Raw genomic sequence first — 14,155 nt, 5'->3', positions numbered from 1 at the left:
ATGTTTTCAGCACCCTCTTCAGGCCCGCGTGCCTCCCTGATCCGACTGCTGGGCACGCTGGTCCTTGGTGCGACCGCGTGGGCGTTCAGCGCCGGCGGTGCCATGGCCCAGACCGATCTGCCGGCGGCTCAGGTGCAGGCCCTGGCTGCCAAGCTGTCGCAGCGCTTGCAGGATCTGCCGCCCATTCAGTCGGCGCGCACCACGTCGTTTCCCGGGCTGATCGAGCTGCGCTCCGGAGACAACATCTTCTACACCGATGCCAATGGCGATTACCTCATCGTCGGGCAGATCATTGACACCCGCAGCCAGCGCAACCTCACCGAAGAGCGCATCCAGGACATCACCCGCATCGACTTCGCCAAACTGCCACTCAAGGACGCCGTGGTGTGGCGCAGTGGCAATGGTTCGCGCAAGGTGGCGGTGTTCTCCGACCCCAACTGTGGTTACTGCAAGCGGCTGGAGCGCGAATTCCAGTCCATGAAAGACATCACCGTCTACACCTTCATGGTGCCCCTGCTGGGGCCGGACTCTCGCAGCAAGGCCGAAAGCATCTGGTGCATGAAGAACCGCACCGATGCCTGGCTGGGCTGGATGCTGCGTGGCGAGCAGCCACAGCGCCCGCTGGGCCAATGCCCCACGCCGCTGGAGCGCAACGCGGCCATGGCCCAGAAGATGGCGGTGCGAGGCACCCCGGCGATCTTTTTTGAAGATGGCACCCGCTTGCCAGGTGCCGCATCGGCCGCACAGATCGAGCAACGCATTGCGCGTGCCGCAGAAGCCCAAGCGGGCAAACGCTGACCACCGACGTGGTCTCAGGGCGCCTGGGGGGCGGCTTGCTGCTCGGGCAGCTTGGCCAGGGTCAGTTGCATGAACGTGGGCTGGTCGGCCGCCTTCACCAGGATCTTCACGGGCAGGTACTGCAGCGAGGGCGCAAACCACATGTCGGCCGGGGCGCTTCCTTTTTCCTCCACCTGCCGCTGAGGCTTCACGTGCAGCGTTTCGATGCGGCCCACGGGGGTGTCCAGGGTTTCCCGGGCCACCACGTCAAAGCGCAGTGATTCAACCTTGCGTGTCGTGACCACGGTCATGTCCAGCGCCTGTCCGGGCCGTGCGCGCTCGGGCTGCGTGATGAATATGTAGGCGATCTGAATCAGCAGGCTGGCAGGGTCTTGCATGCCGGGCGGGCGTTTCAGTTCAGTGCCATCGTTGAGCCGCACGGTGTCATCGCCAAATTCGCTGGTGCGTGTGCGCGTGCCACGGATGACCACTCGATCCAGGTTCTCGTGGCGACGCGGCACCAGGCCATCGGCGGTGATCTGACCCTCGCTGCTCAGACGCCACGAGCCGATGGGGGCGAACGATGGGCCGACGATGGCATCGACGTGCACCTGGTAGTACGGCCCCAGGCTCAACCATTCCACCGTGGCCTGGCCGTGAACAGGGCCTCGGTAATGGCCTTCCAGCGAATAACTGACCCGCGTGGCCAAGGGCCATTGGAACGATTCGTCGTCGCCTGACGCCACATGACGCTTGTCCGATCCTGACAGCAATGGCTGTGAGGCCGTCGTTGGTGCCTCGGGTTCAGACGGGCTGCTCATCACCTCGGCTACGGCCTCTTCACTGGCCGATGGCGCCGCTGCAGAGGGCGGCTCATCCATGGTGAGGGGCTCGGGTGGCGGCTCTGGTGTGGGCTCCAGCACAGGCTCCAGCATGGGCTCTGACGTGGGCTCAGGTGGCGGCTCGGGGCTGGACGCGGCCGAGGCCGGCGCCTGGGGCACAGGGGGCGATGGCCGCGGCACGGCCGGGCGCTTCACGGGCGGCGGTGGTGACCGCACCGCCTGGGGCGGGGCGCTGAATCGCAGCTCGGCCTCGTAGACAGCGCTCAGGCGCTGTATGCCCTGATCGGCGGTGGCATGGCGTGGCACCTGGTCGCCCACCCAGGACGCGAACCACAGGTGCAGGGCCACCACGGCCATGCACAGCATGATCAGGCCCACGCGGTGCTGACGCATGTCAGGCGGACAGCCAGGCCTGGCGTCGTGAGCGCTTGTCGGTCACATCGGTGTTCGACAGGCCCAGCGCAACCAGCGCGGGCGGCTTGGCTTGCATGGGCGCCAGGCTCAGGTTGAGCAGCCGACCATCGCGGCAAATCACCAGCGTTTGCCCGCCGCGCTTCACATCCAGCCATTGCTGAATGTCATCTGCCTTGCGCACGCGCCAGCCGTCCAGCCCCAGCCATTCATCACCGGCCTGTAGCCCGGTCGATTCGGCCACGCTGTCGCGCATCACGGCCATCACTTTCAGCACGCCACCTTGGTCTGACAGGCGCAAGCCCAGCCGCTGAGGCATCGGGGCTGGCTTTTCCAGCCATTCCACCGCCAGCGCATCCAGGGCCGCGCGCAGCGGCAACTCTTCGGGCGTTTCTGTCCAGCGGTATAGCAGGTCGGCCCAAGGTTGCAGGGTGTTGCGGCCACCTTGACGGGGCTGGGTCCAGGCTGGTGGCACCAGCGTGCCTGCCTCCTGGGCCACGGCTTCTGCCACATCGGCGTGGGTGATGGGGCGTTTCAAGTGCCAGAGCCGGGCCATCACGCCATCCAGGCTGGCGGCAGGCTGTGGCGCCTGCTCAGGCAGGCTGCGCAGCGCCAGGTCCAGACACAAAGCCACCAGTGCGCCCTTGGTGTAGTAATTGACGGTCGCGTTGGCCGTGTTCTCGTCCGGCCGGTAATAACGAATCCAGGCATCAAAGCTGGCTTGCGCGGCGCTGTGGTGCTCCCGTCCAGGGGTGGCCAGCACCTGGTTGACGGTGCGTCCCAACAGCTTCAGATAGGCCTTGGCGTCCAGCAGCCCGGTGCGCAGCAGAAACTGGTCGTCGTAATACGACGTGAACCCTTCAAAGAACCACAGCATCCGGGTGTGGTTCTCTCTGGTGTAGTCGTAGGGGGCAAAGTCAGTGGGCTTGAGCCGTTTGACATTCCAGGTGTGGAAGTATTCGTGGCTGATCAGCCCCAGCAGCGTGGTGTAGCCCTCGTCGTTGACTGCGCGCCCAGTGCGCGGCAGGTCTTTGCGGCTGCAGATCAGTGCGGTGCTGCGGCGGTGTTCCAGCCCTCCGTAACCGTCGTCCACGGCGTTGAGCAGGAACACGTAGTGTTTGAAATCCGGTTTGCCGCGACCATGCCAGAACTGGATCTGTGCCTCACAGATGCGACGGCAGTCGGCCAGGAGCTTGTCGCCATCAAAATCTGGCGGTGCGCCAGCCACCACCCAGTCGTGGCGCACGCCGCGCACGCTGAATCCTCCCTGCCAGAACGGCCCCATCTCAACCGGGTGGTCCACGAGCTCGTCGTAGTCACGGGCCTCGTAGGCGCCCCAGCCTTGCGCATTGACCTTCAGCGGCGACAGGGCGGTGCCCACGCGCCAGCCTTTGGGGGCGCCCATCAGGTGCAGGCGGTGCACCTGCGTGTCTTGGCCTTCGACGCGCAAGAAGACGCTGGTGCCATTGAAGAACCCACGGCCACTGTCCAGAAAGGCCGCTCTCACCGAGGTGTCAAAGGCGTACACCTCATAGCTCACCATGACGGCTTCGCGGTCGGAGCAATCCAGCTCCCAGGTGCTTTTGTCGATCGGCGTCACGCCGATCTCATGCGCGCCCTGTCGTGCCGTGATGGGTGACAGGTGGCGGGCAAACTCCCGAACCAGGTAGCTGCCAGGAATCCACACCGGCAGGCTTAGCCGTTGTTTGGCCTGAGGACGGGCGATCTTTAGCGTGACGCTGAACCGGTGGGTGTGGGGCGCTGGCAGGCGAACCTGGTAGTCGATGCGTTGGGGCATGCCGTGTGGGGTGCTGCAAAGAGGTTGGTGGGCTCGTCAGATCTGGGCCGCAGCGAACCAGCAACTGATGCTGGCCACGCTGGACAGCCTGAAGCGCAGGGTAAGCCATGGCGCGGCGCCCAGGGCAGGGTAGAGGCGCCGATCGTTGAGGTAACACCCCAGCAACAAGGCACCCAGCACCACCAAACCGGCATGTGGTGGCATCAGCACGGCCACCCAGGCCAGCAGGCTGTAGGCAATGCCAGACCACAGTGCCCGCGCGCGCACGGCCAGGGCGGCTTGGTCGCCCGCAGGCCAGCGCATGGACAGGCCCCAGGGCAGCCCCCCCAGAAAGGACACGATCAGTGCGGCATAGCTCACCAGGGCCTGCACAGCAAAGTGTAATGGTTCGGGGTCTGCGCGCCCCGAGAGCAGCCATGTGAGCACGGCGCCGGCCACGAAGGGCAGCAGTCCCGCGTAGCCCAGGCTGGAGGCCAGGGCGTCTGGCGCGGCGAGCGGCGCGGTGGCAGGGCCGTTGGCTTCAGCGGGTTGGTGAGGGGTGGGGCTTGTCATCGATCGACATTCTGTCTGTAAAAAAGTGCACCGGCAGGGTGTTTGTCAGCGTGCCAGCCAGGCAAACACGGCCGGGATGCCGGTGGGCAGAACGGGCGGTGCTTTGCGCCACGCGCCAACCGTGTCGGTTCGGCTCCAGCCATCGGCCAGGGTCAGGCCACAGCTGATGCTCAGCCAGGTTTCGGTCTGCAAGGTGTTGAGCAGGGCCTGACACAGTGCCGGGTTGCGGTAAGGGGTTTCGATGACCAACTGCGTCTGCTGTTGTTTTCTGGACCACTGCTCCAGCTCGCGAATGCGCTGCTGGCGCTCGGTGGGCTCCACAGGCAGGTAGCCCACGAACGCAAAGCTCTGGCCGTGTAGGCCGCTGGCCGCCTGTGCCAGCAGCAGCGAACTCGGCCCTGACAGGGCCTGCACTTTCAAGCCCAGCCGGTGGGCCGCCAGCACCACATCGGCGCCCGGGTCGGCGACAGCCGGCAGGCCCGCCTCCGAGATCAGCCCCACGTCGTGCCCGGCCAGCGCAGGCGCCAGCAGTTCCCGCCAGGCCGCAGGCCCGCGTGGCTTGTCGGCGCGGCCTTTGCCAGGCCTTGGGATCACCTGAATCTGGTGTTCTTGCAAGGGGCGCGACAGGGGCACGACGCCGTCCACACGTTTGAGGAAGGCGCGTGTGGTCTTGGCGTTTTCTGCGATCCAGTGCGTCAGACCGGCGGCGATGCGGAGCACCCCCATGGGCAATACATCTTGCAGGTCGGGCGGGGGGGCGTCCTCCGCAATGCACCCCAGGTCCAGGGTGTTGGGGATCAGCCATAGCCGGCCGGGGGGCGGCGTGGTGGTGTTCAGTTCAGTGTCCATCTTGGGCCAGGGCGGCAAGTACATCCAGTCCGGCCTCGCGCAGCAGCCGGTTGGTGAGGATCAAGGGCAGGCCCACCAGCGAGGTGGGGTCCTGGCTTTCAATGGCGTCCAGCAGGGCGATGCCCAGGGTCTCGCATTTGGCGCTGCCGGCGCAATCGTAGGGTGTTTCCAGGTGCAGATAGGCTTCTATCTGGGCGTCATCGAGGTTGCGCATGCGCACCGTGACGGTGTCCAGCGCGGTCTGCAGGTAGCCCGTGGCAGGCCGCCACACGCAGACGGCGGTGTGAAACTGCACTGCCTGGCCCCGCATGGCCCGCCATTGCGCCAGGGCACGCTCGTGGCTGCCGGGCTTGCCCAGCGGCGTGCCGTGGAGGTCTGCCACCTGGTCCGAGCCGATCACGACCACATCAGCCACGCCGGCCGCCGTGTCACGGGGCACGGCCAGCGCCTTGGCCTGCGCCAGCCGCAGCGCCAGTGCGGCAGGACGTTCGCCCGGGTGGGGTGTCTCGTCCACCTGGGGCGACACGGTGTCGAACGGGTATCTCAGTCGGCCCAGCAACTCACGGCGGTAGGGCGACGTCGATGCCAGGATGAGCCGGGGCAAAGAAATGTGCATGGACGTGATTGTCGCCAAACCGGCGCCTCACTGCTGCGCAGCCCCTACACTTGCGCGCATGAAACAGCGCGTATTCCATCCCCGCAAAATGGATGTGGGGGTTTTCATCGAATCAGGCGAGCCGCTGGCCGGTGACACGCCCGTGGCCGAGTTGTCTCGATTGTGTGCGGGGCTGCCCCAGGAGGCCGACGTGGCGGCGCTGGGTCCGGTTCGCTGGCAGGTGCAGGGCCGCACCGTGCCGCAACGCGTGGGGGCGCCCCAGTGGTGGCTGGACGTGCGTGCTCAGGCCCGTTTGCCTTATGAGTGTCAACGGTGCCTGCATCCGGTGATGCTGGACGTCGAGGTGGACCGTGACATCAGGTTCGTGGCCGACGAAGCCGCCGCCGCCCAGTTGGACGCGGAGTCCGACGAGGACGTGCTGGCGGTATCGCGTCAGTTCAACCTGCTCGAATTGATCGAAGACGAGCTGATCATGGCCGAGCCCATCTTGCCCAGGCATGACGAGTGCCCGGTTGACCTGAACTCGTGGATGCAGCCAGGCTCTGAAGAAGTGGCCGGCGCAGCGTCGAATCCGGGGGGCTCCCCCGACCCTGCCGAGTCGGGGGCGACCGACCGGCCCAACCCGTTTGCCGTGTTGGCCGCGCTCAAAAACAAGAAAACCCCAGACTCGTCAGACCGCTGAGCTGACTTTCAAGTTTGGCTTCATTGTGTTTTCATGCTAGAATTGAGAGTTTTCCGGGTCATGCCGGAATTTTGATCAACAACTTGCGGGCTGCAAACCGGATTTGAGCGCACGTCCAGTGGCGTCGCCTCCCGGCTCAAGTGGTCCTGCAAGGTCAGGTAAATCTGCAGGCAGTTGACTGCCTGCCCATCCGGAGTCCATCATGGCCGTTCAGCAAAACAAGAAGTCGCCCTCCAAGCGTGGCATGCACCGTTCGCACAATGCCCTGAATACCCCGGGCACCGCCGTCGAACCCACCACCGGCGAAATCCACCTGCGTCACCACATCAGCCCCACCGGTTTCTACCGTGGTCGCAAGGTCCTGAAGACCAAGGCTGACGCCTGATACTGGCCCGGCCCTCGCGCCGGGTTGCGGAGCCTCACAGTCTCCACCCCCAGGGCTGGACAACCCGACGCTGACGTCGGCTTGCCGGCCCTTGTTGTTTGTGTCGTTCAGCCTGTCGGCCGACAGCGGCCATTGTGGCCATTGCCCTGGTGACCCATGAGCATTCCCAATTCTTCATCATCTGCAACCCTGGCGGCCTTGTCGCCTGTGCGCATCGCCGTGGATTGCATGGGGGGCGATCACGGCCCGTCCATCACGCTGCCGGCGGCCCGGGCCTTCCTGGATCAGCACCCGGATGCCGAGTTGCTGCTGGTCGGGCAGCCTGATGCGCTGGCGGAGGCGCGCGCCTGGCCGCGTTGCCGCATCGTGCCGGCCACCGAGGTGGTCACCATGGACGACCCGGTTGAGGTGGCCTTGCGGCGCAAGAAGGATTCGTCCATGCGCGTGGCCATTTCCCAGGTAAAGGCCTCTGCCGATGCTCCAGCGTCGGCGCACGCCTGCGTGTCTGCCGGCAACACGGGCGCGCTCATGGCGCTGGCCCGCTACCTGCTCAAGACGGTGGAGGGCATTGATCGGCCTGCGCTGGCCACGGTGATGCCCAACCAGAACGATGGATTCACCACCGTGCTGGACCTGGGGGCCAATGTGGATTGCACGGCGGCGCACCTGCTGCAGTTCGCCGTCATGGGCAGCGCCCTGGTCTCGGCCGTGGATGGCAAGGACAGCCCCAGCGTCGGGTTGCTGAACATCGGCGAAGAAGTGATCAAGGGCAGCGAGGTCATCAAGGCCGCCGGAGAACTCTTGCGTGATGCCCACAACCGTGGGCTCATCAACTTCCACGGCAACGTGGAAGGCAACGACATTTTCAAGGGCACCTCGGACATTGTGGTGTGTGATGGTTTCGTGGGCAATGTGGCGCTCAAGACCGCTGAGGGTCTGGCCGGCATGTTTGCCGCCTTCATCAAACAAGAGTTCACCCGCAACATCTTCACCAAAATGGCTGCTTTGGTGGCCATGCCGGTGCTAAATCACTTTAAAAAGCGCGTAGACCACCGTCGCTACAGTGGCGCTGCCTTGTTGGGTCTGCGCGGCCTGGTGTTCAAGAGCCACGGTTCTTCTGACAAGCTGGCCTTTCAGGTGGCGCTGAATCGGGCGTATGATGCGGCCCGTCATCGACTGCTGGATCGGGTACACGACCAGATTGCAGCCACGCTGGTCAGCATGCCTTCCAAAGAGGCGGCGGGCGAGAAGGCGGATCTGGGCCAGGTGGCCTGAATCCCCTTTTCAATGTCCCCAAGACCGACGAACGATCACCATCGTTCTGACGCCGCGGCGGGGCGCGAAACCCAGGCCACCAGCCGTCGGTTTGCGCGCATCGCTGGCACTGGCAGCCACCTGCCGCCAGACCGCGTCACCAATCAGGATCTTGTCGAGCGGCTCGCCCGCGACGGCATCGACACCTCCGACGACTGGATCGTGGAGCGCACCGGCATACGGGCGCGACACTACGTTCAGCGTGGTGTCACCTCCAGCCAGCTGGGGGTGCTGGCCGCCCGTCAGGCCCTGGACGCTGCGGGGTGCACGGCACAAGACATCGACCTGATCATCTGCGCCACCTCCACGCCCGACATGGTGTTCCCGTCAACCGCCTGCCTGATTCAGCGGGCCTTGGGGGTGCACGGCTGTGCCGCCTTCGATGTGCAGGCCGTGTGCTCCGGGTTCATCTATGCCCTGACCGTGGCCGACTCGATGATCCGCACGGGTGCGGCCCGACGCGCCCTGGTCATCGGTGCCGAGGTGTTTTCCCGTTTGCTCGACTTTTCAGACCGGACCACCTGCGTGTTGTTTGGCGACGGGGCCGGCGCGGTGGTGCTGGAGGCCAGTGACCAGCCTGGCGTGGTGGCGTCCCGCTTGCACGCGGACAGTCGCCACGTTGACATCCTGAATGTGCCCGGACAGATCGCCTATGGCGAGATCGTGGGCTCCCCTTTGCTGAAAATGGAGGGCCAGGCGGTCTTCAAGCTGGCGGTGTCGGTGCTGGATCAATGCGCACACGAAGTGCTGAGCCTGGCAGGGCGTGAGCCGCAGAGCATCGACTGGCTCATTCCGCACCAGGCCAACCTGCGCATCATGTTCGGCACGGCGCGCAAGTTGCATCTGCCGCTGGACAAGGTGATCGTCACGGTCGATCAACATGGCAACACCTCGGCGGCGTCCATTCCACTGGCGCTGGACGAGGGCGTGCGCAGCGGCCGCATACAGCGTGGCCACAGCCTCATGCTGGAGGGCGTCGGAGGCGGGTTCACGTGGGGCGCTGTGCTGGTTGATTACTGAGATAAAGAATGAAAGACAACGCATGACTGCATTTGCATTCGTATTTCCTGGTCAAGGCTCACAGTCGGTGGGCATGCTCGACGCCTGGGCCGACCATCCCGCGGTTCGCGACACGCTGGTCGAGGCCTCGGACGTGCTGGGCGAAGACATGGCCGCGCTGATTGCGCAGGGCCCCAAAGAGCGCCTGGACCTCACGACCACGACCCAGCCCGTGATGCTGACCGCGGGTGTGGCCTGCTGGCGGGCGTGGCTGGCGGACACCGGGTTGAAGCCCGCCGCCGTGGCCGGACATTCACTGGGTGAATACACCGCGCTGGTGGCCTCGGGCGCCCTGGCGCTCAAAGACGCTTTGCCCCTGGTGCGTTTTCGTGCGCAGGCCATGCAAGAGGCCGTGCCCGTCGGGGTGGGTGGCATGGCGGCCATCCTGGGCCTGGACGCCCAGGCCGTGAAGGCGGGTTGCGCCCAGGCGGCCGCCGAGGTGGGCGAGGCCGTCGAGGCCGTGAACTTCAACGACCCCAAACAAACCGTGATTGCCGGCACCAAGGCGGCTGTTGAAAAGGCCTGCGAGGTGTTGAAGGCCGCAGGCGCCAAACGTGCGCTGTCGCTGCCGGTGTCGGCCCCGTTCCACTCCAGTTTGATGAAGTCTGCGGCTGAACGGCTCATGCAGCAGTTGGCCGCCACGCCTTTTGCGGCGCCCGGCATCCCGGTCATCAACAACATCGATGTGGCCGCGGTGGACGAGCCGCAGGCCATCCGGGACGCGCTGTACCGGCAGGCCTTTGGCCCCGTTCGCTGGGTTGAGACCGTGCAGGCCCTCAAGGCCAGGGGCCTGACGCACGTCTTCGAGTGCGGGCCCGGCAAGGTGCTGGCGGGAATGATCAAAAGAATCGATGCAGACCTGATCACGGCCACCGTGCTGGATCCGGCCACGCTGCAGGACGTGAAAGGGATGCTGTGATGACTGCCGCGACCCACAACGCACAGGACAATGTCCAAGGCCAGGTCGCCCTGGTCACTGGCGCCACCCGGGGAATCGGGCAGGCGGTGGCACGAACGCTGGCCGAGCGCGGCATGATCGTCATCGGCACCGCCACCAGTGAAAGCGGTGCGGCTGCGATCAACGACACCCTGGGTGCCTTTGCCGGCTGCCGGGGGGTGGTGCTGAACGTGACCGACGCTGCGGCCGTGGATGCCCTGATCGACACCATCGTCAAAGAACACGGCGCCTTGCATGTGCTGGTGAACAACGCCGGCATCACCCGCGACACCCTGTCCATGCGCATGAAGGACGACGACTGGGATGCCGTCATCGACACCAACCTCAAGGCAGTGTTCCGCCTGTCGCGGGCCGTCACGCGGCCCATGATGAAGCAACGTCACGGCCGAATCATCAACATCACGTCGGTGGTCGGGGCTGCAGGCAACGCCGGCCAGGCCAACTACGCCGCCTCCAAGGCGGGTGTTGCCGGCATGAGCCGCGTGCTGGCCAAGGAGTTGGGCAGCCGAGGCATCACCGTCAACTGCGTGGCGCCTGGCTTCATCGACACCGACATGACCCGCGCGCTGTCTGAAGAACAGCGCGCCGCCTTGAACAGCCAGATCCCGTTGGGGCGTCTGGGTCAGCCTCAGGACATCGCCAATGCGGTGGCCTTTCTGGCCTCGGCGCAGGCGGCGTACATCACAGGCATTGAACTGCACGTCAACGGCGGCATGTTCATGGTTTGAACGAAGTCAATGAGATCGTTCCGGGGAATCTCTTTGCTCGTTTTCGGCTCGTCGATATATTGACACGATGAGCCGGTAAAATCCCCGGTTTGTTTGCACTACCCTCCTGGAGGAGTCATGAGCGATATCGAAGCACGCGTCAAGAAGATCATTGCAGAGCAACTCGGTGTGGCCGAGTCTGAAGTCACCAACGAGAAGGCTTTCGTGGCCGATCTGGGCGCTGACTCGCTGGATACCGTCGAGCTGGTGATGGCTCTCGAAGATGAGTTCGGCATCGAAATCCCCGATGAAGAAGCTGAAAAGATCACGACAGTGCAATTGGCGATCGATTACGCCAAGGCACACGTGAAGGCCTGAGCGTGCTGAGTCCGGCCCGGGGTGCCTTCTGGCCCCCGGGTCCTCATCCCTCGTCAATTTACTGATTCATAGAGCATGAGCCGTCGTCGTGTCGTCGTCACTGGCCTGGGGCTGATCACTCCGGTGGGTAACACCGTGCAGGAGTCCTGGACCAACCTGGTGGCCGGTCAATCCGGTATCCAGACCATCACCAAGTTCGACGCTTCGGCGTTCGCCTGTCAGTTCGCAGGCGAGGTCAAGGGCTTCAACATCGAGGATTACATCCCCGGCAAAGAAGCCCGCCACATGGATACCTTCATTCATTACGGCCTGGCGGCCAGCATGCAGGCCGTGCGTGACGCCGGGCTGCCCACCGGCGAGGCGCTGACCCCTGATGTGGCCGAGCGCATTGGCGTCATGGTGGGCTCGGGCATCGGCGGTTTGCCGATGATCGAAGCAACGCACACGGACTACAAAGAACGTGGTCCGCGGCGCATTTCTCCGTTCTTTGTGCCGGCCTCGATCATCAACATGATCTCTGGCCATGTGTCCATCCAGTACGGATTCAAGGGGCCCAACCTGGCCGTGGTCACGGCATGCACCACCGGTTTGCATGCCATTGGTCTGGCGTCGCGCCTGATCGAATACGGTGACGCCGATGTCATGGTGGCCGGTGGCGCAGAGGCCACGGTCAGCCCCCTGGGCGTGGGCGGCTTTGCCGCAGCCCGTGCGCTGTCCACGCGCAACGATGATCCCGCCACGGCCTCTCGGCCCTGGGACAAGGACCGCGATGGTTTCGTGCTGGGCGAGGGCGCTGGCGTGATGGTGCTCGAAGAATACGAGCACGCCAAGGCACGCGGTGCGCGCATCTACGCCGAGGTCTCTGGCTTTGGCATGAGCGGCGATGCCTACCACATGACCGCTCCTGACGTGGATGGCCCCAAGCGCTCCATGCTGGCGGCCATGCGCAATGCGGGTCTCAACCCGGACCAGGTTCAATACCTGAACGCCCATGGCACGTCCACTCCCTTGGGCGATGCCAACGAAACCAACGCCATCAAGGCGGCTTTTGGTGATCACGCCCGCCAATTGGTCGTGAACTCCACCAAATCCATGACCGGGCACTTGCTGGGTGGTGCGGGTGGCATCGAGTCGGTCTTCACGGCCCTGGCGGTGCACCATCAGATTTCGCCGCCCACGATCAACATCTTCAATCAGGATCCTGAGTGCGATCTGGATTACTGCGCCAACACGGCGCGCGAGATGAAGATCGACGCGGCCTTGAAGAACAACTTCGGCTTCGGCGGCACCAACGGCACCCTGGTGTTCAAGCGTGTCTGAGGGCGCCCGCTGAGCGCCGCACCACCACTCCATCGGCCCATGCACACGGCCAGTGCGTTCAGTGCCCCGCCGCTGACGGCGCCAGGGCAATGGCATTTGCGTGGTGGGCTGCCGCCAGTGGCCTGGCTGCGTGTGCTGGTGCATGCCCTGCTGGCCGGCACGCTGTTGCTGGCCATGGCGTGGGCCTGGGCTTGGGCTCAGGCAGGCATGGCCGGGCAGGTGCATGGGGCTGTGGCGGCCACGTGCGTGCTGGTGGCCATGGCCTGGAGCGTGGTGGCCCTCAGGGTGGCCTGGCGGTTGAGGCGGCCGGCCGCCGCCCTCTGTCTGCGCTGGTGTCCGGGCGATCGTTCGGGTACGGCAGCGCAGGCACATTGGCGCGTGCTGCACTGGGGTGATCGACCCGTGTCCCTGGCCGTGGTCATGCAGTTGTCGGGCTGGCGCTTGTTGCGGGTGCGTCAGGCCAGCCCGGATCCTCGACTGCATCGCCTGGCCTGGTGCTGGTTGCCGCCCATGTTGGCGGGCTCCGACCCCCAGGATCTGCACCGGCTGAGCTGTTTGCTCACGCTCAATCTGGGGCAGGCCAGCGGTCGGGCGCCAGCGATGGCATCATCAGGGCCTCGCGATCAGAAAGTCCCCGTGCCGCTTCCGTTTCCTGCCACTTCAGCCCCTGAAACCCAGTTCCCTGACACGGTGTTTGCCGACACAGTCTGGATGGGCGAGCCTGGTTTGGGCTCAGACGCTGCGGCGCACGACGCTCGGAGGCTGGCATGACAGCCCATGAGCCGCAGCCCCCGGAGGGCTTGACCACGCCCGTTGAGGCCACCGTGACCGAGGCGGCCGTCAAGCCGGTGGTGGACGTCGACGCCGCGCTCGTTGAGCGCGTGCAGCGTGGCGATCAGCGGGCATTCGAGATGCTGGTGGTCAAGTACCAGCGCCGGATCGAGCGCCTGATCGGACGCATGGTGCGTGATGTCGACCTGGTTGAAGACATTGCCCAGGAAACCTTCATCCGGGCTTACCGGGCGTTGCCGGCTTTTCGGGGCGAAAGCGCGTTTTACACCTGGCTGTACCGCATTGCGGTGAACACGGCCAAAAAGGCCATGATCGGGCTGCAGCGCGATCCAGTCATCACCGAGTCGGCGGTCAGTGCCGCCGTCGGTGACGATGATGAGGGCTCCCGTGTCGAAAACGAGCTGACCGATGGGGAAACCCCTGAGTCGGTGCTGGCCAGCCGGCAGGTGGCCGAAACCGTGCACAAGGCCATGGCGGAGCTGTCTGAAGACCTTCGGCAGGCCATCACCCTGCGCGAGATCGAGGGACTCAGCTACGAAGAGATCGCCGAGATGATGAATTGCCCGATTGGCACCGTGCGCTCGCGCATCTTCAGGGCGCGTGAGGCCATCGCGACGCGACTTCGCCCCCTGTTGGACACCCGACGGGGCGAACGCTGGTGAAGTTCTGTGAACTTTTTGTGGCGAAGGCGACTCGGAGCATCAGCGACGCGGAA

General features: G+C 65.0%; 16 protein-coding genes. 11 read left to right on the top strand and 5 right to left on the bottom strand.

The annotated features are described in order from the left end of the window. Positions 1–798, top strand: coding sequence for a DsbC family protein (locus WNB94_RS01870; RefSeq protein WP_341388010.1), 798 nt, complete (start codon positions 1–3; stop codon positions 796–798). Between the two features lie 14 nt (positions 799–812). On the opposite strand, the gene WNB94_RS01865 is transcribed toward WNB94_RS01870, so the two are convergent. The 5 genes from WNB94_RS01865 to WNB94_RS01845 are packed head-to-tail and all read right to left on the bottom strand — an operon-like array spanning position 813 to position 5,845. Continuing rightward, a complete protein-coding gene (locus WNB94_RS01865) occupies positions 813–2,012 on the bottom strand; it encodes a DUF3108 domain-containing protein (RefSeq protein WP_341388008.1) in 1,200 nt (399 codons plus the stop codon). Between the two features lies 1 nt (position 2,013). After that, positions 2,014–3,828: a M61 family metallopeptidase gene (locus WNB94_RS01860; RefSeq protein ID WP_341388007.1), complete on the bottom strand. Its 1,815-nt coding sequence runs from the start codon at positions 3,826–3,828 to the stop codon at positions 2,014–2,016. 36 nt (positions 3,829–3,864) lie between these two features. Further along, a complete protein-coding gene (locus tag WNB94_RS01855) occupies positions 3,865–4,380 on the bottom strand; it encodes a DUF3429 domain-containing protein (RefSeq protein WP_341388006.1) in 516 nt (171 codons plus the stop codon). Between the two features lie 45 nt (positions 4,381–4,425). Further along, positions 4,426–5,229, bottom strand: a complete 804-nt coding sequence (locus tag WNB94_RS01850) for an SAM-dependent methyltransferase (protein ID WP_341388005.1) — start codon at positions 5,227–5,229, stop codon at positions 4,426–4,428. After that, complete coding sequence (locus WNB94_RS01845) at positions 5,219–5,845, bottom strand: Maf family nucleotide pyrophosphatase (protein WP_341388004.1); 627 nt, start codon at positions 5,843–5,845, stop codon at positions 5,219–5,221. The genes WNB94_RS01850 and WNB94_RS01845 overlap by 11 nt, the downstream gene beginning before the upstream one ends. A 58-nt stretch (positions 5,846–5,903) precedes the next feature. Between WNB94_RS01845 and WNB94_RS01840 the strand changes: the two genes are divergently transcribed. The 10 genes from WNB94_RS01840 to rpoE all read left to right on the top strand — a co-directional run bounded on the left by WNB94_RS01840 (position 5,904) and on the right by rpoE (position 14,102). Beyond that, on the top strand, positions 5,904–6,527 hold the full coding sequence (locus WNB94_RS01840) for a YceD family protein (protein ID WP_341388003.1): 624 nt from the start codon (positions 5,904–5,906) through the stop codon (positions 6,525–6,527). 202 nt (positions 6,528–6,729) lie between these two features. Continuing rightward, positions 6,730–6,912, top strand: coding sequence for a 50S ribosomal protein L32 (gene rpmF / locus WNB94_RS01835; protein WP_341388002.1), 183 nt, complete (start codon positions 6,730–6,732; stop codon positions 6,910–6,912). Between the two features lie 156 nt (positions 6,913–7,068). Continuing rightward, positions 7,069–8,187 carry a phosphate acyltransferase PlsX gene (plsX, locus tag WNB94_RS01830; RefSeq protein WP_341388001.1) on the top strand — a complete coding sequence of 373 codons (1,119 nt, stop codon included), beginning with the start codon at positions 7,069–7,071 and terminating at the stop codon, positions 8,185–8,187. Between the two features lie 12 nt (positions 8,188–8,199). Continuing rightward, entirely contained in the window at positions 8,200–9,246 is a 1,047-nt protein-coding gene (locus WNB94_RS01825) for a beta-ketoacyl-ACP synthase III (RefSeq protein WP_341387999.1), read from the top strand. 22 nt (positions 9,247–9,268) lie between these two features. After that, entirely contained in the window at positions 9,269–10,204 is a 936-nt protein-coding gene (gene fabD / locus WNB94_RS01820) for an ACP S-malonyltransferase (protein ID WP_341387997.1), read from the top strand. Continuing rightward, positions 10,204–10,971, top strand: coding sequence for a 3-oxoacyl-ACP reductase FabG (gene fabG, locus WNB94_RS01815; RefSeq protein WP_341387995.1), 768 nt, complete (start codon positions 10,204–10,206; stop codon positions 10,969–10,971). Before fabD ends, fabG begins: the two co-directional genes overlap by 1 nt. Positions 10,972–11,088: 117 nt before the next feature. Next, positions 11,089–11,328: an acyl carrier protein gene (acpP, locus tag WNB94_RS01810; protein ID WP_341387994.1), complete on the top strand. Its 240-nt coding sequence runs from the start codon at positions 11,089–11,091 to the stop codon at positions 11,326–11,328. A gap of 75 nt (positions 11,329–11,403) precedes the next feature. After that, entirely contained in the window at positions 11,404–12,648 is a 1,245-nt protein-coding gene (gene fabF / locus WNB94_RS01805; protein WP_341387992.1) for a beta-ketoacyl-ACP synthase II, read from the top strand. A 39-nt stretch (positions 12,649–12,687) separates the two neighbouring features. Beyond that, positions 12,688–13,419, top strand: a complete 732-nt coding sequence (locus tag WNB94_RS01800) for a hypothetical protein (RefSeq protein WP_341387990.1) — start codon at positions 12,688–12,690, stop codon at positions 13,417–13,419. Then, positions 13,416–14,102 carry an RNA polymerase sigma factor RpoE gene (gene rpoE / locus WNB94_RS01795; protein ID WP_341387988.1) on the top strand — a complete coding sequence of 229 codons (687 nt, stop codon included), beginning with the start codon at positions 13,416–13,418 and terminating at the stop codon, positions 14,100–14,102. Before WNB94_RS01800 ends, rpoE begins: the two co-directional genes overlap by 4 nt. Positions 14,103–14,155 lie beyond the last annotated feature (53 nt).

It is taken from the genome of Aquabacterium sp. A3, from assembly GCF_038069945.1.
Taxonomy (GTDB): Bacteria; Pseudomonadota; Gammaproteobacteria; order Burkholderiales; family Burkholderiaceae_C; genus Aquabacterium.
This window is presented reverse-complemented; position numbering and strand designations above follow the sequence as displayed.